Annotated in this window: 25 protein-coding genes and 1 pseudogene; 18 read left to right on the top strand and 8 right to left on the bottom strand. The window is 55.9% G+C overall.

The features are described 5' to 3' along the window. Positions 1-63 precede the first annotated feature (63 nt). Together GGR95_RS13360 and GGR95_RS13355 are read right to left on the bottom strand one after the other, a co-directional pair. On the bottom strand, positions 64-1,845 hold the full coding sequence (locus GGR95_RS13360; protein WP_184566657.1) for a KpsE/RkpR family capsule polysaccharide export protein: 1,782 nt from the start codon (positions 1,843-1,845) through the stop codon (positions 64-66). Continuing rightward, on the bottom strand, positions 1,823-2,482 hold the full coding sequence (locus tag GGR95_RS13355) for an ABC transporter ATP-binding protein (protein WP_184566655.1): 660 nt from the start codon (positions 2,480-2,482) through the stop codon (positions 1,823-1,825). The genes GGR95_RS13360 and GGR95_RS13355 overlap by 23 nt, the downstream gene beginning before the upstream one ends. 236 nt (positions 2,483-2,718) lie before the next feature. Here GGR95_RS13355 and GGR95_RS13350 point away from each other — a divergent pair, with 236 nt between their 5' ends. The 5 genes from GGR95_RS13350 to rimO all read left to right on the top strand — a co-directional run bounded on the left by GGR95_RS13350 (position 2,719) and on the right by rimO (position 6,605). Beyond that, positions 2,719-3,300, top strand: a complete 582-nt coding sequence (locus GGR95_RS13350; RefSeq protein ID WP_184566653.1) for a uracil-DNA glycosylase family protein — start codon at positions 2,719-2,721, stop codon at positions 3,298-3,300. Then, positions 3,301-4,086 (top strand): SseB family protein, encoded by a 786-nt coding sequence (locus GGR95_RS13345; protein ID WP_184566651.1) that lies wholly within the window; start codon positions 3,301-3,303, stop codon positions 4,084-4,086. A 124-nt stretch (positions 4,087-4,210) separates the two neighbouring features. Beyond that, on the top strand, positions 4,211-4,735 hold the full coding sequence (locus tag GGR95_RS13340; protein WP_184566649.1) for a YHS domain-containing (seleno)protein: 525 nt from the start codon (positions 4,211-4,213) through the stop codon (positions 4,733-4,735). Beyond that, positions 4,728-5,195 carry a rhodanese-like domain-containing protein gene (locus tag GGR95_RS13335; protein WP_246423377.1) on the top strand — a complete coding sequence of 156 codons (468 nt, stop codon included), beginning with the start codon at positions 4,728-4,730 and terminating at the stop codon, positions 5,193-5,195. Before GGR95_RS13340 ends, GGR95_RS13335 begins: the two co-directional genes overlap by 8 nt. Before the next feature lie 39 nt (positions 5,196-5,234). Further along, a complete protein-coding gene (rimO, locus tag GGR95_RS13330; protein WP_184566647.1) occupies positions 5,235-6,605 on the top strand; it encodes a 30S ribosomal protein S12 methylthiotransferase RimO in 1,371 nt (456 codons plus the stop codon). 61 nt (positions 6,606-6,666) lie between these two features. Here the strand turns inward: rimO and GGR95_RS13325 are convergent. Then, positions 6,667-7,082, bottom strand: a pseudogene (locus GGR95_RS13325) (VOC family protein). 265 nt (positions 7,083-7,347) lie between these two features. Between GGR95_RS13325 and GGR95_RS13320 the strand changes: the two are divergent. Then, positions 7,348-7,704: a hypothetical protein gene (locus GGR95_RS13320; protein WP_246423376.1), complete on the top strand. Its 357-nt coding sequence runs from the start codon at positions 7,348-7,350 to the stop codon at positions 7,702-7,704. A 4-nt stretch (positions 7,705-7,708) separates the two neighbouring features. On the opposite strand, the gene GGR95_RS13315 is transcribed toward GGR95_RS13320, so the two are convergent. Beyond that, positions 7,709-8,065 (bottom strand): YigZ family protein, encoded by a 357-nt coding sequence (locus GGR95_RS13315; RefSeq protein WP_184566715.1) that lies wholly within the window; start codon positions 8,063-8,065, stop codon positions 7,709-7,711. 20 nt (positions 8,066-8,085) lie between these two features. After that, positions 8,086-8,790, bottom strand: coding sequence for a M48 family metallopeptidase (locus tag GGR95_RS13310; RefSeq protein WP_184566713.1), 705 nt, complete (start codon positions 8,788-8,790; stop codon positions 8,086-8,088). Positions 8,791-8,975: 185 nt separating this feature from the next. Between GGR95_RS13310 and GGR95_RS13305 the strand changes: the two genes are divergently transcribed. The 12 genes from GGR95_RS13305 (at position 8,976) to GGR95_RS13250 (ending at position 19,028) form a co-directional block, all read left to right on the top strand. Then, a complete protein-coding gene (locus tag GGR95_RS13305; RefSeq protein ID WP_184566645.1) occupies positions 8,976-9,206 on the top strand; it encodes a hypothetical protein in 231 nt (76 codons plus the stop codon). Positions 9,207-9,230: 24 nt separating this feature from the next. After that, the gene (locus GGR95_RS13300) at positions 9,231-10,109 is read left to right on the top strand and encodes a branched-chain amino acid aminotransferase (protein ID WP_184566643.1); all 879 of its coding nucleotides are present in this window, start codon (positions 9,231-9,233) and stop codon (positions 10,107-10,109) included. A 99-nt stretch (positions 10,110-10,208) separates the two neighbouring features. Then, positions 10,209-10,664, top strand: a complete 456-nt coding sequence (locus tag GGR95_RS13295) for a universal stress protein (protein ID WP_184566641.1) — start codon at positions 10,209-10,211, stop codon at positions 10,662-10,664. Positions 10,665-10,752: 88 nt separating this feature from the next. Next, a complete protein-coding gene (locus GGR95_RS13290; protein WP_184566638.1) occupies positions 10,753-11,313 on the top strand; it encodes a NifU family protein in 561 nt (186 codons plus the stop codon). A gap of 10 nt (positions 11,314-11,323) precedes the next feature. After that, positions 11,324-11,929 carry a tRNA (adenosine(37)-N6)-threonylcarbamoyltransferase complex dimerization subunit type 1 TsaB gene (tsaB, locus tag GGR95_RS13285; protein ID WP_343042272.1) on the top strand — a complete coding sequence of 202 codons (606 nt, stop codon included), beginning with the start codon at positions 11,324-11,326 and terminating at the stop codon, positions 11,927-11,929. After that, a complete protein-coding gene (locus GGR95_RS13280; RefSeq protein ID WP_184566636.1) occupies positions 11,926-12,342 on the top strand; it encodes a GNAT family N-acetyltransferase in 417 nt (138 codons plus the stop codon). The genes tsaB and GGR95_RS13280 overlap by 4 nt, the downstream gene beginning before the upstream one ends. Before the next feature lie 150 nt (positions 12,343-12,492). Further along, positions 12,493-13,494 carry a BMP family lipoprotein gene (locus GGR95_RS13275; RefSeq protein WP_184566634.1) on the top strand — a complete coding sequence of 334 codons (1,002 nt, stop codon included), beginning with the start codon at positions 12,493-12,495 and terminating at the stop codon, positions 13,492-13,494. 110 nt (positions 13,495-13,604) lie between these two features. Then, a complete protein-coding gene (locus GGR95_RS13270) occupies positions 13,605-15,194 on the top strand; it encodes an ABC transporter ATP-binding protein (RefSeq protein ID WP_184566632.1) in 1,590 nt (529 codons plus the stop codon). Beyond that, positions 15,195-16,292 carry an ABC transporter permease gene (locus GGR95_RS13265; RefSeq protein ID WP_184566631.1) on the top strand — a complete coding sequence of 366 codons (1,098 nt, stop codon included), beginning with the start codon at positions 15,195-15,197 and terminating at the stop codon, positions 16,290-16,292. Positions 16,293-16,295: 3 nt separating this feature from the next. Then, the gene (locus tag GGR95_RS13260) at positions 16,296-17,267 is read left to right on the top strand and encodes an ABC transporter permease (RefSeq protein ID WP_184566629.1); all 972 of its coding nucleotides are present in this window, start codon (positions 16,296-16,298) and stop codon (positions 17,265-17,267) included. 88 nt (positions 17,268-17,355) lie between these two features. Beyond that, positions 17,356-18,267, top strand: a complete 912-nt coding sequence (locus GGR95_RS13255) for a sulfite exporter TauE/SafE family protein (RefSeq protein WP_184566627.1) — start codon at positions 17,356-17,358, stop codon at positions 18,265-18,267. Next, on the top strand, positions 18,267-19,028 hold the full coding sequence (locus tag GGR95_RS13250; protein ID WP_184566625.1) for a TIGR02186 family protein: 762 nt from the start codon (positions 18,267-18,269) through the stop codon (positions 19,026-19,028). Before GGR95_RS13255 ends, GGR95_RS13250 begins: the two co-directional genes overlap by 1 nt. Here the strand turns inward: GGR95_RS13250 and GGR95_RS13245 are convergent. The 3 genes from GGR95_RS13245 to ccrA all read right to left on the bottom strand — a co-directional run bounded on the left by GGR95_RS13245 (position 19,025) and on the right by ccrA (position 22,676). Beyond that, on the bottom strand, positions 19,025-19,723 hold the full coding sequence (locus tag GGR95_RS13245) for an SDR family oxidoreductase (RefSeq protein WP_184566623.1): 699 nt from the start codon (positions 19,721-19,723) through the stop codon (positions 19,025-19,027). The genes GGR95_RS13250 and GGR95_RS13245 overlap by 4 nt on opposite strands. Continuing rightward, entirely contained in the window at positions 19,720-21,258 is a 1,539-nt protein-coding gene (locus GGR95_RS13240; RefSeq protein WP_184566621.1) for an ATP-dependent DNA helicase, read from the bottom strand. Before GGR95_RS13240 ends, GGR95_RS13245 begins: the two co-directional genes overlap by 4 nt. 137 nt (positions 21,259-21,395) lie before the next feature. Next, positions 21,396-22,676 carry a crotonyl-CoA carboxylase/reductase gene (gene ccrA / locus GGR95_RS13235; RefSeq protein ID WP_184566619.1) on the bottom strand — a complete coding sequence of 427 codons (1,281 nt, stop codon included), beginning with the start codon at positions 22,674-22,676 and terminating at the stop codon, positions 21,396-21,398. Between the last annotated feature and the right edge of the window lie 20 nt (positions 22,677-22,696).

Genomic DNA, 22,696 nt, shown 5'->3' with positions numbered 1-22,696 from the left:
GAACACAAAACGCCCGCCGGAGAAATCCGGCGGGCGTTTTGAATTGTAGCAGCTACGTTTGCGTTACGAGGTAACCTGCTCTCTTAGAATGGAAGCCGTCAGCGACATCATCAAATAGATACCCGAAAAAATCAGGAACGCGAGGATCGTATTCTCAAACTTGCGCGGATAGCTTGGCTCTTCACTTGGAACAGGCCGTACCGCAACCGTGAGATAACGTACCTGACGGCCTGCGTTGGTCCGCGCCTGTTCCAAACCGGTTTGGGCCAGTTGCAGGTTGGTATCTGCATTCACCAGATCAGCCTGCGCCAACTGAAGCGTGACCGCCTGCTTGGCAAGTGAGTTATGCCCTTCCGTTGCGTTGTTCATCCGGTCATTTAACTGCGCCAGCGCATTCTGCAAACGACGCACATCACCTTGAGCACCGTCTACCTTGGCGCTGTTGGGGCGTGCGTTATCCATCAATGCAGCAAGCTCAAGCTGCTTTTCAATCAACAAAGTTTCATAATTGGTAATCTGTGCACGGATCGCGGCAATCACAGCCTCTGGATCAACTCCATCAGCAACCTGAAGCTCGATCAGCCTTTGTTGCGCCTCGCGGCGCGATTCTACAGCTTTGTCGTATCCGATCTGCGCATCGCGCATCCCGTCTTCGCGTTTTGCCTGACTTAGGTTATTCACGCGCTCTTCCGCATAGCTCAACAACTTTTCAGAGAAGCGGGTTGCCACATTTGGATCAGCGGCAATCACTTCCATACGGATCACACCTTCGGTAGGATCATATCCGATTTTGATGTTTTTCTTGTATAGCTTATAGGCTTCTTCGTTGGTCGGATCGGAATTCAAACGCTGGATAGCGTCAATGTCACCCTCGGCAAAATGTTGCTTAAAACCGGCATCTTCATCCAGCCGCAACATAGCATCTTTGGACTGTAGATAAGCCTGCGTTGCAATACTGTCCGCAGAGTTGGCAAATTGCGTTGGCAACATACTGGCAAACGGGCTGGATCCGCCGCCACCTTCGTTCTGAATGATCAGAAACTGGCTATCTGTGGCATACATCGGCGTTGCCATTTTGTAGAAATAGTAGCCCGCAAAAAATGTAGGGATCAGGACAAAGAACGCCAAGCGCACAATGAGCAAGCCCATCTTTTTCCGACGACGGCGTGTAATGTCTAGCTGAATATCCGAGATTTCGCGCGTACGGCGCTCCATCGGGCTCACCTCGGTCGAAGGCAATGTGGCACGGCCAGCGGCCAGCGTTTGCGGCAGTTGTATTTTGCCCGAGCCTGCGCCACCTTCCTGTGCTGCCAATGCTGCCAATGCGTTGCCCGGGCCGCCTTCGTGTTGCGCCCCCCCTGCTTGTGGCACAACAAGCTCCAACATGTTGGACCGCTGGAACGGATCAATTCCTTTCGCACGCAACAACCGCACAGCATCAAAGTCGGAGGTTGCTGGTAGGTTGTGCTTTTGCGCAACCCGCCGCGCCATGCGCAACTGACGTCCGGTCAGACCTTCTTTACGGATCGCATCCATATCTTGCTCGCCGGTCACTTGGGCGGCGGACGAAACGTCACCAGCCTTCGCAGCCGGAGCGACAGGCGCTTCCGGCGTGGGCTTCGCTGCCGGAGCGGGCTTGGCTGCCGCTTTTTGCTGCGGTGCTTGTTGCGGCGCCTGTGACGTTTGCGGCGCTTGTACAGGTCGCTTTGCTTCGGGCGCAGGCGCCTGAGGTGGCGCTTCCGGCGTCGCGGCTTTTGCGGCCTCAACTGACGGAGACACCTCGTCTGCGGGAGTGGCAGGGCTACGCTTCACGCGGAATTTTCTAGCCTTGGGTTTGGTAATCATACAACTGTTTCGCTTCTTCCAAGCTGTCAAATACGTTGAGTTGCCCGTTCATAAGAACTGCGGCACTACGCGCGAATTTTTCTAGCGTTTCCGCCTGATGCGACACGATCACAATGGTCGTGGTACGCAGGCGTTCTTGCAGGATTTCTCCTGCTTTTCGGTTAAATTCTACATCGGTTGTGGACGGCATGCCTTCATCAATCAGGTACATATCGAAATCCAGCGCCAACATCAGCGAAAACGAAAACCGCGCTCGCATCCCCGATGAATAAGTGCCAAGCGGCTGGTCAAAATACTCTCCCAAGCCGCACAACCAGCGGCAAAAGCTCTCTACATAGTCGGGGTCCAATCCGTAAAGCCGCGCAATATAGCGCGCGTTTTCCATAGCGGATACTTTACTGACAACCCCACCCATAAATCCAAGAGGGAAGGAAATCTTACACCCGCGAACAATTTCGCCGTCATCAGGCTTTTCCAGCCCCGCCATCATGTTGATGAGAGTGGTTTTACCCGTGCCGTTTGGTGCAAGGATTCCCAACGAATGCCCTAACTCGACACGAAACGACACCTGATCAAGAATGACCTTATGTTGCGTTCCTGTCCAGAACGACTTGGATACGTTACGAAATTCCAGCATTGCGCGCCTGCTCCGGTTCGACTTGCGGGTTGATATGAAACCTCTCTTTGCGGAGGGTATGGTTGTTAATATCTTTCAATATTGACCACATTATGTCCGAATAGGAAACAAATGTACAATGTAGTTATAAGACAATAAAACTTGTCATCGATTTCAAAGACGTCCCAATTTTCCTGTCTGCTAGGACTGGGTAAATTACACTTTTGATCACCCGCTCGTGCACCTAAACTATCCCGATGACAGATATTCGCCCTGATTTGCGCAGTTGCACGCTTTGCGCCCAACGCTTCACCGCAACTGCGACGGCACATCAGCCAAATCCCATTGTCTGGTTCCAACCCGAGGCACGGATATTAATTGCAGGACAGGCACCTGGCATGCGGGTTCACAAAACCAACATTCCCTTCAAAGACCCTTCAGGGGACCGACTGCGCGGCTGGCTGGGTTTGGATGAGCTTGCATTCTATGACCGCACCCGCGTCGCGATTGTGCCGATGGCTTTTTGCTTTCCCGGATATAATGCCAAAGGCAGCGATCTGCCACCGCCGCCGATCTGTGCCAAAACATGGCGTGCGCAGGCTTTGGCCATGTTACCTGACATTCGACTGACCCTTCTGATCGGCGGCCATGCGATGCGTTATCATCTGCCCAATTTCACAACCGTTGCTCAGGCCGTAAGCGATTGGCATGACCATCCCAAAGGCGTCTTTGCCTTGCCACACCCGTCTTGGCGCAATACGGGTTGGCTCAAGAAAAACCCGTGGTTCGAGGCCGAGGTCATCCCTCGCCTTCAAACTGCCGTTGCCGAGGTGATGTAAATGGACGAAACCACACTGGACACAGCCCACGCCGCCATGATGGCTGCCCCTGAAAACGACACCGCCCGCCTGCGGTTTTATGAACGGATGGCCGATGCCGAGCTCTATTTACTGCTAGAAGCAGAACCTGTTGATGATCAAATCAACCCTAAAGTTCTGGAGGCTGAAGGCGCACAATATCTGTTGGCCTTTGACCGCGCCCAGCGCCTTGCGGGATACGCAGGGGATGCAGCGTCCTACGTGGCCTTGTCGGGCCGCAATGTTGCCGCGATGTTAGAAGGGCAAAACCTCGGCATCGCGCTCAACATGGATGTCGCCCCGTCGGCGATCCTGCTCCCCGATACTGCCGTGGCGTGGCTGCGTGAAACGCTGACCCATGAGGCCGCACAGGTAGAAGCCAAGATTGAATCGGTCCTGCCCCCCAAAGGTTTGCCCGAGTCGCTGATTGAAGCCATTGACGCCAAGCTGGCCACCGCCACAGGCATGGCCGCAAATGCATGGCTGGTGGGTGTAGAGTATTCTGGCGGCGGACGTGGGCATTTGCTGGCCTTCATCGACTCAATCCCGCGCGCCCAAGATGCGCTGGTGCGGGCCGCTTCCGAGGCGCTGACCTTCTCAGGGATTGAGGCAGGCGCGATGGATGTGGGATTCTTTAATCACAGTGATCCAACTGTAACAAAGCTGATGCGCATAGGGCTGCGTTTTGACCTGCCACAGATGGAAACGTTACAAAATACCCCCCGTATGCCCGGAAGCGACCCCGACGCGCCCCCTATTCTGAAATAATCACACCTATTATTCACGGGGCTGTAACGGCCCCGCGAGTTCACGCAGTTGCGAGATGCAATCGCCACCACTGCGGCATAGTTTCACGATAGCTGGCCAACAGCGCCCCAATCAGGAGACTATAATGAACCGTTTCACCCTCACACTTGCCGCTGCCGCAACGGCTCTCAGCTTTACCAGCGCCGCTTTCGCAGGCGAACAATACATCGACGAAACCGGCTTTGCTGTGTCAGGCTATGATGTGGTTTCTTACTTCTCTCTTGATCAAAACCCAGTGGGTGAAGCGCAACCTGCCCCGACCCAAGGTAATAAATCCATCACCGCCGACTATAACGGCTCCACCTTCGCATTCTCCTCCGAGGCCAACCGCGATCTGTTCACAGCCGATCCCGCAAAATATGCTCCCCAATATGACGGCCACTGCGCTTACGGTGTCGCCAAAGGCGGTAAGGTTCCCGGCAACCCGACCCTGTGGCGTATTCTGGATGGTAAGCTGTACCTCAACATTACCAAAAACGTCGTCGGCTTCTGGGAGGAAGACATTCCGGGAAATCTTGAACTCTCCACCGCCAACTGGGGCGATTTAGATCCAAAACCCGCGTCAGAAGCGACCATTCCACAGTGGTCCTCTGCGGCACCTCTTGAGTAAATCAAACCCACGTCCCCCTCGCCGTGCCTATGCGCGGCGGGGGATTTTGCTGGGCGCATTGGGGCTGGGCGGCGTTGTTGCGGCGCGTTGGTTCAATCTGGGCAGCGGCATCACCGGTACCGCGCTGAGCGTACAAGACGCCTATGCCGCTACACTGCAAGGCAAGATCATCCTGATCGACATTCGCCGCCCGGATGAATGGGCACAGACAGGCATCGGCCAAGGCGCGATACCGCTGGACATGCGCAGACCGGACTTCATCACAATACTCCTGACACATGTCCCTGATAAATCCGCCCCCATCGCCCTGATTTGCGCCCGCGGCGTGCGATCACGCGGGCTGGCCAAACGATTGGAACAGTCGGGTTTCACCCATATCATCGACGTTCCCGAAGGGATGCTCGGCTCTGGTGCGGGGGGCGGTTGGCTGGCTGCGGGTCTGCCGCTTACGCGTGTGTGACCAATTGCTCACGCCTGCGCGTTGGCGTATAGGCATTGCATGAGCACAAACCCACCAAATCTCCGCCCTGATCTGGCCCCCAAAGCCAAAATTCAAGAGCTAGCCCGCGCAGGCCAGCCAACAATCGGTATGGTCAGCCTTGGCTGTCCCAAAGCGCTGGTGGACAGTGAACGCATCCTGACCCGCCTGCGGGCCGAAGGCTATGCGATTTCCCCTGATTATTCGGGTGCAGATGCGGTGATTGTGAACACCTGCGGGTTCCTTGATAGCGCCAAAGCAGAAAGCCTTGATGCCATTGGCGAAGCGTTGAACGAAAATGGACGTGTGATTGTGACAGGATGTTTGGGCGCCGAGCCTGACTACATCCGCGAACACCACCCCAAAATCCTTGCCGTGACAGGCCCGCACCAATACGAACAAGTGCTGGACGCGGTGCACCTTGCTGTGCCGCCCTCTCCTGATCCGTTTATTGATCTGCTGCCCGCCTCTGGCGTGTCACTGACCCCACGCCACTACAGCTATCTGAAAATCTCGGAAGGTTGTAACCACAAGTGTAAATTCTGCATTATTCCCGACATGCGCGGCCGCCTGCAATCGCGCCCTGCCCATGCCATTATGCGCGAAGCGGAAAAGCTGGTCGATAACGGCGTAAAGGAACTGCTGGTCATCTCGCAAGATACCTCTGCTTATGGCGTTGATATCAAACACGCCGAAGATCGCGGCCACCGTGCGCATATCACCGATCTGGCCCGTGATCTGGGGTCACTTGGCGCGTGGGTGCGCCTGCATTACGTTTATCCCTATCCGCATGTGCGCCAGTTAATCCCGCTGATGGCCGACGGGCTGGTCCTGCCCTATCTGGATATTCCGTTCCAACACGCACACCCTGATGTGCTCAAACGCATGGCCCGCCCTGCCGCTGCATCACGCACGCTGGATGAAATCGCCGCATGGCGCGACACCTGCCCCGACATCACCCTGCGCTCGACCTTCATCGTCGGTTATCCGGGCGAAACAGAAGCCGAGTTCCAAACCCTGCTGGACTGGTTGGACGAGGCGCAACTGGACCGTGTCGGATGTTTTCAGTACGAAAACGTCGAGGGCGCACGCTCTAACGCCTTGCCCGACCATGTGGCGGATGAAGTCAAGCAAGACCGCTGGAACCGCTTTATGGAGAAGGCACAGGCAATTTCCGAAGCCAAGCTGGAAGCCAAAGTGGGCAAACGCATGGATGTGATCATTGATGAGATTGATGAAGACGCCGCCACCTGCCGTACCAAGGCAGACGCCCCCGAAATCGACGGGAACTTGTTTATTGACGAGGGTTTCGAGAACTTGACCGTGGGAGATATCGTCACGGTAGAGGTTGAGGAAGCAGGCGAGTATGATTTGTGGGGTCGGGTTGTTTGATCAGGATACCTCGCCTGAACGCCCATTCACACCGACAGTAAAGTGGCAGCAGTAGGCCGCGCTAATCACCTCGTTTTAACTCAGTCGGGTCGCTGGAAAATAATGCAATTTTGTTGCCTTGTGGATCGCGAAGGTAACCGACATAAAAATGCGGCCCGTATGACGCGCGAAAGTCAGGCGCCCCTTCGTCCAAGCCGCCTGCCGCGAGAGCTGCGGAATGCAACGCTCGAACTTGCCTTTGGTTACGCGCCTGAAATGCGATCATCGCCCCGTTCCCAGCCGAAGCAGGAAGGCCATCAAAAGTTGGTTTAACGTAAAAATCTGGCAAGGCTGGAAACTGCCCCTCTTCAACGGGCAATGCATAACTCAAACCTTCAGCACCTTCTTTCAGTCCATAGCCAAGGCTTGGAAGGAAAGCGGAATAAAATTGTTTAGCGAGACCCAAGTCGTCGGCCCGACGGTGACATAAGCGATCATGTCAAACATTCCTTTTCAACAGTCCGGCAGTTGCTTTGAGGCTATGATTCAATTCTAGAATAAAATTTGCTCTAAAACCGTAGAATACTTCAGTTTTTACCCCCAACGAAGTCAAGCCTACAATCAAGTACCCAACACAACATATGGAACGCAAATGGAATAGCATACAATATTTAGCGCCACTCCAGAAACGCACAAGCATCCCCCTTGAAAGTGTTCCCCATACGTTCTATATTATCCTTGTAAGCAACACAGGGAGAGTACCATGTCATACCAGACCACGTTCCCCGACCTTCTCACCGCGGCGCAGCCTGCCGTGCAGGAAGAACTCGGGCTTCCAACGCCCGTACCTGCGACGCAAAAGCAAATCGATTATGCGACCTCTTTGGCGGAAAAGACCCATTCGCGCTTGCCCAAGGGTATCACTCAAGACCGTGCGCGGCTGTCCAAATGGATTGATGCCCACAAACCCGCACCCTCGGCGTTTAACGAATACCCCTCCTCCAAACAGGTGGGTTTCGCTGAACGGATTGCGCGGTTGAAACGCACGGCTGTTCCGCCTGAGTGTTTTCGGGATCGCACATTGATGTCGCGGTGGATTGATAGCAACAAACCGCGCTAGCACCCTACCCTGCGAGCGCGTCCAGATAGGCGCGCACGCAGGTTTGCACGTGGCGAAAGCGGTCTCCGCCCAGGTGTTTACCGCCATACCAGCGCGTAACTACCACCAGATGGCCCGTTAGGTCTTCGCGCTCTAGCATCCGCAAGATCACCATACCCGCACCGCTTTCGCCGTCATCCGCCTTGATCGGTCCATCGTCAGGCAGCAGCGCACCCCATGTATTATGGGTGGCTTTTGCGTAGGCTTTATCGCGTTTCAACGCTTTGATCGCGGCATCAATTCCGGCGCGACTGTTCACAGGACAACCAGACACAGCATATTTGCTGCCTTTATCTGTCAGGATAATGCCCAATTTCTTTATGTCACGGGTATGCGGCAGGGTTACATCCCCGCCACGGTCCGACGCACGGTGTCCAAACGCGAGGCATTGGGCGGATGGGTGCCCAGAAATTTATCACCCGGATCAGGGATTCGCGTAAAGAACGCCGCCCCGCGCAGCGGATCATAGCCTGCCCGCTTTGTGATGATTGTGCCTAATGCATCCGCTTCTAGCTCAAAATTCTTGGAGTAACTGCGCGCGCCCACTTGCGCGCCCAATTCCTGCGCCGAACGGATCGTACCCGCATCGCCCCCGCTGAGCGTCGCAAGCCCCGCAAAGATCACCGCCCCTGCCACAGCGTTTTGCTGCTGGCGGGCGATATGCCCTGAGATGTGGTGCGCGGCTTCATGACCAAGGACAAAGGCCAGCTCGTCCTCGTTGCGGGCATCCGCGATCAGCGCCAGCGTAAAGGCAATCACCGGACGCCCATCACGGTCCAGCGTTTGATAAGCGTTTGCCGGCTGATCGAGGCGGTCATCTACCACGATGTTAAAATCGCAATTGGTGTTCTTGGTGCGGTTGCGGCACTCTCGTTCGGCCACAGGCTCTAGGGTTTTGACCACCTGCACAAAGCTGCGCGCCATTGCGCGGCTGCTGGGTTGTGATGCGGGTGCCGCTGCCGTGGGCGTTGTGGCAACAGGGCTGTTCGGCACAGGCTCACAAGCGGCAAGCGCCGCAACGAATCCTAGAACCACAAATGCGCGCATGACTATCAACACGAAATCCTTATCTGCTCATAGGGTGTATACCCCCTAATCGCCCCTAGTTTAGCACGATATCGCCAAGGGACCAGCATCATCATGAGGCAAGCCCCCTCTGCGTAGTGATCTGACTTGGGGCATACACGGCCGCGCCGCTTGCACGTGGCCGCCGAAAGGTTAATTATGCGCGTATGTTTACAATTGAACACGAATTTGACGCCTCTGTGATCACCCTCGTTGACGAGGGTGCTACGCCTTTGCAAGAAGACGTCACTATAAACGCCTTTGCAGAGACCATCACGATTGAGCAATGGGACCCGCGGACCGACAGCATCAGCAAGCTTACGCTGTCTCCCAACCAGCTACGCGACCTAGCTGCGGCGCTTAATTTGCCCGAAGGCATCTACCACAGCGCACCCTAAGCGCCCCAATGACAGGACAGTATCATGGCCACTGGCACCAACATCCGCACATATTTTGAAGGCACATGGCACAATGGCGACATCAGCGTCATCAAGGCCGCCGACCATGGTGCATGGCTGGGGACAACCGTTTTTGACGGTGCGCGTCTGTTTGACGGGCTGACCCCCGATCTGGAAGCGCATTGCGCACGGATCAACCGCTCGGCCGAGGCGCTGATGATCACGCCCACGGTTGAAACTGCTGATATGATCGAGATGGTCCGCGAAGGGATTGCCGATTATCCCCGCGATGCCGCCGTCTACATCCGCCCCATGTATTGGGCACTGGCGGGGGATGAGCTGGGGATTGTGCCGCTCAAAGACGCCACAGGCTTTGCGATTTCATTAGAACAAATCCCAATGGCCCCGCCAGAAGCTGCCTCAACCCTGACGCGCACACGCTTCCGCCGCCCCGTGCTGGAAAACAACGTAGTGAACGCCAAGGCAGGCTGCCTATACCCAAACAACGCCCGCATGATGGCCGAGGCCCGCAGCAAGGGTTTTGGCAATGCGCTGGTTGCAGATGCAATTGGCAATGTGGCCGAAACGGCATCCGCTAACGTGTTTATGGTCAAGGACGGTGAGGTGTTCACCCCTGTTCCAAACGGGACTTTCCTTGCAGGTATCACCCGGGCCCGTCACATATCGAACATGCGCGCCGAGGGCATAACCGTACATGAAAGCGTGCTCAGCTTCGAAGATTTCCACGCCGCTGACGAGGTATTCCTGTCGGGTAACATGATGAAGGTCACCCCGATCAAAGCATTTGACGACACCACCTATGACGTGGGCGGCAAAAACAATCCCGTCACGCAGCGCGTGCGCGAGATGTACTGGGATTGGGCGGCATCGCAAAAGGCGTAAAGAGCCTGCGTGCGAAACTGTCGCAGCCGCGCTTTTACAAAAGCCAATTGCCAGCGGCCTGTTCGCACGTCATGATCACGCGGTAGTAGGGAGAATACCATGCGCAAGTTTCTTGTGGTTCTTGATGACAGCCGCGAATGCCTGAATGCCATGCGCTTTGCCGCCATGCGCGCCTCTAAAACCAATGCTGGTGTTGAGGTATTGGCAGTGATTGAGCCGGAAGAGTTCAATCACTGGATCGGCGTCGGCGACATCATGCGCGAAGAAGCGCGTGAGCGGATCGAAGTGCATTTTGAGGTATTTGCCAAATGGATGCGGGACCGTCAGGGCATCAACCCCGAACTGGTGATCCGCGAGGGACAGCCCGTCGATGAGATCATCGCGCAAATTCAGGCAGACCCGCAAATCGGGGTGCTTGTGCTGGGCGCCGGCACAGATGGCAAAGGACCCGGGCCACTTGTCACCCAGATGAGCAGGAATGCGGGCAGCTTGCCTGTGCCTGTCACCATCGTGCCGGGGGATATGAGCAAAGAAAAACTGGAAGCCATCACATAAGCTTAACAGTTTAGAATGATTCCAAGCATCTTGACATTTCAGCCCTTTGTCCGCATATTTGAAACAACCCTGACGGAGGCCTCGCGCTATGTTTATCCAAACCGAATCCACACCAAACCCCGCAACGCTCAAGTTTCTGCCGGGTCAAACCGTGCTGGAAATGGGCACAGCAGATTTCCCGACACCTGACACTGCGTCAGCATCGCCGCTTGCGACACGGTTGTTTGCCGTTGACGGCGTCACAGGCGTGTTCTTTGGTACAGATTTTGTGACCATCACCAAAGCCGAAGAAATCGAGTGGGACCATATCAAGCCTTCCCTTCTGGGCGCGATCATGGAACACTTCCAATCCGGTCAGCCCGTGATGGGCGCAGATCATACTGCCACGTCAGGCCATGCAGAGCATGACGGCGAAGATGGTGCTATTGTCAGCCAGATCAAAGAGTTGCTGGACAGCCGTGTGCGCCCTGCCGTTGCCCAAGATGGCGGCGATATCACCTTCCACGGCTTTGAACGCGGTGTTGTCTATCTGCACATGCAAGGCGCTTGCGCGGGATGTCCTTCATCCACATTGACCTTGAAAATGGGCATCGAAAACCTGCTGCGCCACTACATCCCAGAAGTGACCGAAGTCCGCCCTGTCGCCTGATCCGCAGACCGTGACAGCCCCCCTGATCCTTGCCTTTGACACAACCGCCCCGCATTGCGCGGCGGCGGTTGTACGTGGCGAAACTGTACTGGCCAGCATAGAAGAACCTATGGCAAAAGGTCAGGCAGAACGCTTGCTTACCCTATGCCAAGACATGTTGGATGGTCTTGGCCTACAGATGTCACAGCTTGACGCGATTGGCGTGGGCATCGGGCCCGGTAATTTTACCGGCATCCGCATTTCCGTTTCCGCAGCACGCGGTCTGGCCTTGGCGCTGGATATCCCTGCGGTCGGGGTAAGTGCCTTTGATGCGCTACGCCTTGGCACTAACCACCCTTGTTTTTGCACAGTGGATGCGCGGCGCGACATGGTTTTTGCACAAGGCTATGACACGACAACCCTCACCGATCCTGCGCTGATTAACCAAAGCGAATTACCAACAAGCACCCCTGTTATCGGCGCCTTTGGCACACCGCCACTGCACCCTGTAGCGGAAGCTATCGCACATATCACTGCCGCGCGTTTTCAGACAGAAACCGCGCCGCCTGCACCTCTCTATTTGCGCCCCGCAGACGCGGCACCTGCACGCGATGCACCGCCACAGATCGTGCCGTGACCGCCGACCAGATGGCACACATCCATGCCGCCGCTTTTGTTCAGGAGCGCGGATGGACTGCAGATGAATTCACCCAGCTGCTCGGCCAAAAGTTTGTTCACCCCTTCACAACCGAAGGTGGCTTTGCCCTGACCCGCACATTAGCAGGCGAATCCGAGTTGTTGACCCTTGCCGTCAGCCCCCTTTTCCAGCGCCACGGAATCGCTCGTAGCTTGCTTGCCACATGGCTGGCCGCCGTCAGGTCAGAGGCCGATGTCGCATTTTTAGAGGTCGCGGCAGACAATCATGCAGCAATTGCGCTGTATCAAAGCGCAGGATTCACCCGCAGCGGCCTGCGCAAAGCCTATTATGCACGCAACGACGCCACCGCAGTGGACGCGGTGCTTATGTCTCACGCCTTAACGCGAGGTTAAGAGCCACTCTTACCCTTACTCTTTCCAGAATCAGGTTGACCCCAACACAATCCGCACCGACTATTTGGTCCAGCGTCGCGCAAGCGCGCGATACTGGGCTAAACCGCCTCGCTGCGGCCTGCGCCCCAAAACTAACTCTGGGAGAGACAAATGACCCTCATGACCAAATTCCTCGGCGCTTCCGCCGCAACTGCACTTATGGCTGGTGCGGCATTCGCCGAACCTGCTCTGATCTATGACCTTGGCGGTAAATTCGACAAATCCTTTAACGAAGCCGCTTTTAACGGCGCCCAGCGTTGGGTCGAAGAAACGGGCGGCACTTACCGCGAGATCGAAATGCAATCCGAAGCACAGCGCGAGCAGGCTCTGCGCCGCTTTGCCGATGCAGGTGCAAACCCGATCATCACAATGGGCTTCGGCATGGCTGACCCACTGTCCAGCGTTGCACCAGACTTCCCCGACACAAAGTTTGTCGTGGTTGACGTGACGTGGCTTGAGGGTTTGGACAACGTGCGCCAGATCGGCTTTGCCGAGCATGAAGGCTCGTATCTTGTTGGCATGCTGGCGGCGCTTGCCTCCAAAACCGGCACAGTCAGCTTTATCGGCGGCATGGACATTCCTCTGATCCGTCACTTTGGGTGTGGTTTTGCACAGGGTGCCAAAGCGGCAAACCCTGATGTAAAAATCATCGCCAACATGACAGGCACCACACCCGATGCATGGAACGATCCGGTTAAAGGCTCCGAATTGACCAAAGCGCAAATTTCGCAAGGGTCTGACGTTGTGTTCGCCGCAGCTGGCGGGACAGGCGTTGGCGTTCTGCAAACTGCAGCAGATAGCGGCATCTTGTCCATCGGCGTCGACAGCAACCAAAACCACCTGCACCCGGGCAAAGTTCTGACATCCATGCTCAAACGTGTGGACAACGCTGTCTATGACGCGCTGAAAGCGGGCGAAAATGTTGAAACAGGTGTGTTCACCTTTGGCCTTGCCGAAGATGGCGTGGGCTATGCGCTGGATGAAAACAACGCATCCTTGATCACAGCCGAGATGAAAGCCACCGTAGATGCCGCACGCGACAGCATCATCAGCGGCGACACAAAAGTCGTTTCCTACTATGAGAACGACAGCTGCCCTGCGATTGATTTTTAAATCCGATTTGGCCTGAACATCGGGGCCGCGTTGACATTTCAGCGCGGCCCCACTCTATTATGTTAACCGCTTTTCGGCCTCGCGACACATTGGTGTGAAGGACAACCCGCATGACAACTGCCCCTGCGATTGAACTCAAAGGCATATCCAAAGCCTTTGGCCCTGTGCAAGCAAACAAGGATATCTCGATCCGCGTGATGCCCGGCACAATCCACGGGATCATCGGGGAAAATGGAGCGGGTAAATCCACGTTAATGTCCATCCTCTACGGCTTTTACAAAGCCGATAAGGGCGAGGTCTTCATCAGTGGCAAGAAGGCAAATATCACCGACAGTCAGGCGGCCATCGCTGCGGGCATCGGCATGGTGTTCCAGCACTTTAAACTGGTTGAAAATTTCACGGTCCTCGAAAACATCATTCTCGGCGCCGAAGACGGCCGCTGGCTGAAACCCTCAATTGCGAAGGCACGGCGGACATTGGTGGAACTGGCCGCGGATTACGGGCTAAACGTTAAACCTGACGCATTGATCCAAGACATCGGTGTTGGCATGCAGCAGCGTGTTGAAATCCTCAAGGCACTGTACCGACAGGCCGATATTCTGATCCTTGACGAACCGACAGGCGTGCTGACCCCCTCCGAGGCCGATCAACTGTTCCGCATTCTGGACAGGCTGCGCAGTGAGGGCAAAACCATCATCCTGATCACGCATAAACTGCGCGAAATCATGGAAATCACTGATACTGTCAGCGTCATGCGCCGTGGCGAGATGACAGCAACCGTCAAAACATCCGAAACAACCCCCGCCGAACTGGCCGAGTTGATGGTGGGCCGCAAGGTCTTGCTGCGCGTAGATAAATCCCCCGCAAAACTCGGTGACGTGGTATTGGATGTCAAAGGCCTGCGCGTACGCGACGAAAAGGGTGTCGAACGTCTGAAAGGCATTGATTTACAGGTCAGGGCGGGTGAAGTGCTGGGCATTGCTGGGGTGGCTGGTAACGGCCAGTCCGAATTGCTTGAGATTTTGGGCGGCTATGCCGATGGCACGGGCAGCATCACTGTCAACGGTCAACCACTGGACCTGACGGGCAAACTGTCAGACGGGCAATCGCGGCGCGCGCGTGGCATTGCGCATGTCCCAGAAGACCGCCAGCGTGAAGGTCTGATCATGGATTTCACCGCATGGGAAAACGCCGCATTTGGCTATCACCATGATCCCGCATATCGTTCAGGCGTTTTGATGAACAACGCTGCCATTCGTGAAGATACCGAGGGCAAGATGGAGCGTTTTGATGTGCGCCCCCCTGACCCCAAGCTGGCCGCGAAGAATTTTTCAGGCGGCAACCAGCAAAAGATCGTCCTCGCCCGCGAAATCGAGCGCAACCCAGACCTGCTGCTGATCGGTCAGCCCACACGCGGTGTGGATATTGGCGCTATTGAATTCATCCACCAACAAATCATCGCCCTGCGCGACCAAGGCAAAGCCGTGCTTCTCGTCTCGGTTGAACTGGAAGAGATCATCGCGCTGAGTGACCGCATTGCGGTGATGTTTGACGGTCATATCATGGGCGAACGCCTACCGTCCGAGACGGATGAAAAAGAGCTGGGCCTGCTGATGGCGGGCATTACGGATACCGACACGCCGCATAGCGTGGAAGAGGTGCAAGCAAATCTTGCCCATGCTGGTGAAGGGGCCAAATAGATGGAAGTCATGCCAAAATGGGCCGAGGTAATCCTTGTGCCGCTCATCTCCCTGCTGCTTGCTGCGATCCTGTCAGCCCTTGTGATCCTCGCCATCGGCGAAGACCCCATTGCCGCTGTTAAAATGATGGTCACAGGCGCGCTCGGCTCCACTTATGGCTGGGGCTATACACTCTATTACGCGACCAATTTCATGTTCACAGGTCTGGCCGTTTCCGTGGCTTTCCACGCACGCATGTTTAACATCGGCGGCGAGGGTCAGGCGGCGTTGGGCGGTCTGGGCGTGGCACTGGCCTGCCTCTATATCCCTTGGCCGCATTGGTCATTGGCGCTGGTGGGTGCGGCGGTTGCCGGCGGTTTGTTTGGCGCGGCATGGGCTGCGATCCCTGCGTGGTTACAGGCCAGACGCGGCAGCCACATCGTCATCACCACCATCATGTTCAACTTCATCGCGGCCTCACTGCTGAACTATGTTCTGGTCAACCTCCTGCGCCCCAAAGGGTCCCAAGACCCCGCTTCGGCCCGTTTTGTGGATACTGTCAACCTTCCGACGCTACATGACATGCTTGCCCCTATTGGCATCAACTTCTCCAAATCCGGCCCTGCAAACGTATCGCTGCTGATCGCCATCGCGGCCTGCGTATTTGTCTGGTTCCTGATCTGGCGCACGCGGCTTGGCTATGAAATTCGTTCTTTCGGCAATTCGGAATCTGCGGCTCGGTATGCGGGCATCCGCCCCTTCAAAATCATCATGGTCTCTATGATGATCTCGGGGGCGCTGGCAGGCATGATGGCGATCAACAATGTTATGGGCGAAGCGGAACGCCTTGTCATGAACTCGGTTGAAGGGGCTGGATTTATCGGAATCGCGGTTGCTTTGATGGGCCGTTCACACCCCTTTGGCGTCTTTATCGCGGCAATTCTCTTTGGCTTTCTCTATCAGGGCGGTGCGGAACTGGCCTTGTGGACATCGATTCCGCGTGAATTGATTGTTGTGATCCAAGCCTTGGTGATTTTGTTCACCGGCGCGCTGGACAACATGGTCCGCATGCCGCTGGAGCGTATTTTCCTAAGCCTTCGCAACCGGAAGGAGGGCTAAATCATGGATGCCTATCTCACCATTCTTCAGCTTCTCGATTCAACTGTCCGCCTTGCCACTCCCTTGCTGTTGGCCTGTCTTGCAGGGCTTTACTCTGAACGCGCGGGCATTTTTGACATCGGGCTAGAGGGCAAAATGCTGGCGGCGGCCTTTTTCTCGGCGGCAGTTGCGGCTGTTACAGGGTCTGTCTGGGTCGGGCTGCTCGCGGGTATCGCGGCCTCGCTTGTGCTCAGCGCTATTCACGGCATCGCCTCTATCACCTTTCGCGGCAACCAGCTTATCTCTGGGGTTGCGATCAATTTTCTTGCGGCTGGCCTGACGGTTTTGGTGGCACAAGCATGGTTCAGGCAAGGCGGACGCACGCCATCGCTCTTTGGTAAAGGCCGGTTTGAACCGATCACCCTGCCCTTTGCCGAAAGCCTGCAAAGCGTTCCGATCATTGGCCCGCTTTATTATGAGCTGATCTCGGGCCACTCAATCCTTGTTTATCTTGCCTTTGCCGCTGTGCCTTTCACATGGTGGCTACTGTTTCGCACCCGTTTCGGCCTGCGCCTGCGGGCTGTGGGTGAAAACCCTGCGGCTGTGGATACGGCTGGTGTGTCTGTCGTCGGCCTGCGCTTTGCGGCTGTGGGAATCTGCGGCGTGCTTTGTGGTATTGCGGGTGCCTACCTCAGCACTGCTTTGCAGGCGGGGTTTGTCAAAGACATGTCTGCGGGGCGCGGATTTATCGCCTTGGCTGCGTTGATCTTTGCCAAATGGCGACCATGGCACGCGCTTTATGCGACGCTGCTGTTTGGCCTGTTCGGTGCCTTGGAAACCCGCCCCGACGTAATCGAGGCCGTGATTGGCATGAAAGTACAAGGCCAACTGCTGTCGGCACTTCCCTACATCATGACGGTGATCATCCTTGCAGGTTTTGTCGGCAAAGCCATTCCGCCCCGCGCGGGTGGCGAACCATATGTGAAAGAGCGTTAAGGCCAGATTACACGGATTGTTAAGTCCTGTCGCATCTGCGAAGGCTTGAGAGATTGATTTTGAGGGCCGCTTGGCCTAAGGACAAGCCATGCAAATATACCTGCCCATTGCCGAAGTTTCGGTTAACGCTTTCCTTCTTTTTGGACTGGGCGGAATCGTTGGCATTTTATCTGGAATGTTCGGCGTAGGCGGCGGCTTTCTCATGACGCCCCTGCTGTTCTTTATCGGCATCCCGCCTTCAGTTGCCGTGGCCACTGGCGCGACCCAAATCGTTGCTTCTTCCTTCTCTGGTGTGCTTGCCCATTTCAAGCGCAAGACGGTGGACCTCAGGATGGGCGGCGTGTTGCTGGCAGGCGGTTTGGTCGGTGCGACGCTGGGCGTGATGATTTTCAACTACCTCGAGTCCCTTGGCCAAGTCGATTTGCTGGTGAAGCTGTTCTACGTCATCTTCCTTGGCATCATCGGCGGACTGATGTTTGTTGAGAGCTTGAATGCAATTCGAAACCTCAAAAAAGGCAAAAAGCCACCGCGCAAAAAACACAGCCCTATCCATGGCTTACCGCTTAAAATGCGGTTTCGTGTATCGGGTCTTTATATCTCGGTTATCCCGCCCGTGATCATTGGTCTTTTTGTCGGTATCCTAACTGCAATCATGGGCGTTGGCGGCGGCTTTATCATGGTGCCTGCCATGATTTATCTGCTGGGCATGCCTACCAAAGTTGTGGTGGGCACATCGCTGTTCCAGATCATTTTTGTGACAGGCTTTACCACCATGCTGCACGCCACAACCAACTTCACCGTTGATATTGTGCTGGCATTGCTGCTGCTGATTGGCGGGGTTATCGGCGCACAGGTTGGCGCACGCATCGGGGTCAAGATGAAGGCAGAACAACTGCGCGTCTTGCTGGCGCTACTGGTGCTGATCGTTTGCGGAAAACTGGCGCTGGAGCTGCTCCTGCAACCTTCCGAAGTTTACTCAATTGCGACGGGTGGCCACTGATGCACAAGTTTCTTGCCGCCTGCCTGTTCTGGCTTGCCAGCCTACCCGCCGCCGCCGAGGAAATTGTGCTGGGTCTCAGCAGTGACACTGTTTCGATCAATACCAATTTCGACGGCTCGGAGATCCTGATTTTTGGCGCTGTCAAACGCGACGCACCCATCCCTGCTGATCCCCCGCTTGAGGTGATCGTGACCGTCGCTGGCCCCTCGGAAGAGAAAACCGTTTGGCGAAAAGAAAAACGGTATGGCATCTGGATCAACACCGACGCTGTCGAAATTGACAGCGCGCCCAGCTTCTATGCAGTGTCTACCAGCGCGCCCTTGAGCGTAGCACTCAGCGCTACAGAAGACCTGCGCCACCGCATCTCTATCCCTCTCGCCATCCGCTCGGTTGGGGCGCCTGACAGTGTCGAGAACGCCAGCACTTTTACCGAAGCCTTGATCCGGATCAAAACCAAAGCCAACCAATACCAGTTGAACGAAGGCACGGTCAGCCTAGACGAAGAAACGCTGTTTCGCACCTCGGTTGCACTGCCTGCCGCCCTGACCGAAGGGGAATACCTGACGCGTATCCTGCTCACTCGTGCGGGCGCGGTTGTAGCTGAATATGAAACCAGCATCTATGTGCGCAAAGTCGGACTGGAACGCTGGCTGTTTGTGCTCAGCCGCGAGCAATCCTTGCTTTACGGGCTGATGTCCCTTGCCATTGCTATTGCGGCAGGATGGGGTGCCTCGGCTGTGTTTAACCTGCTGCGCCGTTAACCGCGCCCCAAATATGGCATTTTGGTTGCCATCACTGTCATAAACGGCACGTTGGCCCCCAGCGGCAATTGCGCCATGTGCAGCACCGATGACGCGGCGTGGCGCACATCCATCGTATGCATGTCAGGGTTACCCGCCTTCAACTCGGTGACAATTGCGCTTTCGGCATTGCCGATGTCAATCTGGCCTGCTGTAATGTCAAAAGGTCGCCCATCCAGCGCCAGCGATTTGGTCAGCCCCGTTACCGCATGTTTGGTTGTGGTATAGCAGATCGAATTTTCGCGCGGGGTATGCGCGCTGATAGAGCCGTTGTTGATGATCCGCCCGCCGCGTCCTTGCTTACGCATCGCGCCAAAGGCCAGACGGGCGGCGATGAACATTCCGTTCAGGTTCACGGCCAACACTTGCGCCCAATCGTCCAAAGCAACTTCATCAATTGGCGCGGATGGGCCGAACATACCCGCATTATTGAACAGCACATCCACCTCGCCAAAACGCGTGAACGCATCCGTCATCGCACTTGGGTCGGTCACATCCGCCGTCAGCGCCATGGCATTGTCATGACCCTGCGCAACTTCTTGCAAAACGTCAGCACGGCGCGCAATCAAGCCCACCCGCCAGCCATTTTGCAAAAACATCTCGGCTGTGGCCCGTCCAATGCCAGAGCTGGCGCCCGTGATTATGATAGATTTCATCCAAATTCCTCCTCGGTGGCATCCAACGTCAAGGCCGCAACAGGGGCGGCGCGTAGATCATCGACGTTCAATGCATATGTCGGTTTCGACAGACGGTTGCGTACCACCCAGATCAGGCGGTCTTGCGCACGGGTGATCGCCACATAGGCCAGCCGTTTCCACAGCGGTTGCCCTGCCTCCATCCGCCCCATCCTTGCCGCAGCATAGAGATCAGGCGCAAACACTTGCACCGTGTCCCACTGGCTGCCCTGCGCCTTGTGGATCGTCACAGCAGCGCCGTGCAAAAACGTGGCCCCCATACGCGCAGCAAAGGGGATAAAGGGTTCTTCTTCATCGGGCTTTTCGATTTTTACGATACTTGCCGCACTTACTTGGGGGTCTTCAGCCCCCATCACATGCAACCGCGAGAAGCCGGGTTTGCGCCCTGCCCCCAGATATACCACCTGTGCACCTTTGATCAGACCACGCGCCTCTAGGTCCAACCGCTTTTTGCGATGTTTCAGCGGCAATTCAATCCCGTCACAGATCAAAGGTTCCCCCTCGACCAAAGCATCCTCCGGCGCGCCATGCACATTCCTGTAGGCGTTGATCAATCGGATGCGCGTGGCATTGCGCCAGACCAAAACAGGCGACCGCGCCATCAGGTCCACCTCAACCCGCTGTCCCCACACAACACGCGGATCGCGTTTGGAGGCCTCTTCGACCATGCGTTCAAATTGCTCGAACCCAATGTCAGGATCAGCCAGCGCATGGGCCAGATCAAGGATCGGGTTGTCAGCTTCTTGCCGGAAAATGCGGTTCAGATTCATCACCCGCTCTTCGGGTAGTTTCTCAAACACCATCGTGCCAGATTGCCCAACCGGGGCCAACTGGGCCGGATCACCGAACAACAGCAAAGTCGGGAAAATCTCTTTCAGGTCTGCGAATTGTTTATCATCCAACATCGAGGATTCATCAACAAAGCCAATATCCAACGGCTCTTCGCGGCGCTTCCATCCGGTGATGAAATCACTGCCCCGCAGGCCCGCAGCCGCCAATGCACCCGGAATGGACTTATTCTTGGCATAAAAGGCCTGCGCACGGTCTAATGCCACATCGGTCAACCCCTCCACATCCACGGGCCGATCACCACTGCCCGCCAGCCACTCGGCGATGCGTTCATATTCTGGGTCATAGACGGGCGTATAAAGAATGCGGTGGATCGTGGTGGCAGGCACCCCGCGCAAGCGCAACACGCTGGCCGCTTTGTTGGTGGGTGCAAGGATCGCTAACGAGCGTTTGTCTTTACGCTTTTTACTCTCATATTCCCCCGAGACAATATCAACCCCCGCCTCTTCCAGCGCGCGGTACAACTCGGCCAGAAGCAGGGTCTTGCCCGAACCCGCCTTGCCTGTCACCGCCATCACCTGCGATTTATCCGCCTTTGGTGGCATCAACAGATCATCCTCCAGACTGATGCCTGCGGATTTCAACATCGCACAGACAGCATCATGGGCGGCGGCTTGGTCGTCGGAATATATAAGGTCTTGGCTCATGCGCGGACTTTAGGCGTATGACCGCACGGGGGAAAGTGCCGTTAAGGCCCCCACCCCAATTTACAACGCTGAATATGAAAATGCCCCGCGCACAACCTGTACGCGGGGCATCAAAATGTCAAACTGGAGAAATGGCGTTACTTGCCAGCGTCCAGCGCGTCTTCCAATGTACGCAGGCCCGTTTTAGGCGATTGTACCAGTACAGACATGTTGCCTGGCTTATGCTCGTTACGCAGCATTTTCATATGCGCTTCGGGCAGATCATTCCATGCAAACACTTCAGACATGCACGGGTCCAGACGGCGCTCCATCATCAGTTTGTTCGCGGCAGAAGCCTGCTTGAGATGCGCAAAGTGCGAGCCCTGCAAACGCTTCTGGTGCATCCACATATAACGCACGTCGAACGTCAGGTTGAAACCACTGGTCCCCGCACAGATCACAACCATGCCGCCCTTTTTCACCACAAATGTGGAAACAGGGAATGTCGCCTCGCCGGGGTGCTCGAACACCATGTCGACGTTTACGCCTTTGCCAGTGATGTCCCAGATCGCTTTGCCGAATTTGCGTGTCTCGTTGAACCACACGCCGTATTCGTCGCTGCCCACTTTGGGCAATTGACCCCAGCAGTTGAAATCCTTGCGGTTCAACACGCCTTTGGCACCCAAATCCATCACAAACTCGCGTTTGCTTTCATCGGAAATAACGCCGATGGCATTGGCACCTGCCGTATTGATCAACTGGATCGCATAAGATCCCAGACCACCAGACGCACCCCAAACCAGAACGTTCTGACCCGGCTTCAAATCATGGGGCTCATGACCGAACAACATGCGGTATGCTGTGGCCAGCGTCAGCGTATAGCAGGCACTTTCTTCCCATGTCAGGTGCTTGGGGCGTGGCATCAATTGCTGGCTTTGCACACGTGTGAACTGGCTGAAGGAACCATCAGGAGTCTCATATCCCCAGATGCGCTGGGTCGGGGAATACATCGGATCGCCGCCGTTGCATTCCTCATCGTCGCCGTCATCTTGGTTGCAATGCACAACAACTTCGTCGCCCACTTTCCAGCGCTTGACCTTGTCACCCACGGCCCAGACGATGCCAGCCGCATCAGAACCCGCGATGTGATATGGCTGCTTGTGACCGTCAAACGGGCTGATGGGAGTGCCAAGAGCCGCCCAAACGCCATTATAGTTCACGCCTGCCGCCATCACCATGACCAGAACATCCTGGCTGTCCAGCGCGGGGACATCGACAACTTCTTCCAACATCGCGGTGTTAGGATTGCCGTGACGTTCGCGGCGGATCGCCCACGAATACATCTGCTTTGGCACATAGCCCATGGGGGGCATTTCGCCCAACTCATAGAGGTCTTTTTCAGGGGCCTCGTATTGCGCGATCGTAGTATCCAGTGCCATGTCGGTCTCCTGCGTAAATA

Origin of the sequence: Sulfitobacter undariae, from assembly GCF_014196805.1 — a bacterium.
Taxonomy (GTDB): Bacteria; Pseudomonadota; Alphaproteobacteria; order Rhodobacterales; family Rhodobacteraceae; genus Sulfitobacter; species Sulfitobacter undariae.
The sequence above is the reverse complement of the archived record's forward strand: the minus strand, read 5'-3'. Positions and strand labels throughout refer to the sequence as shown.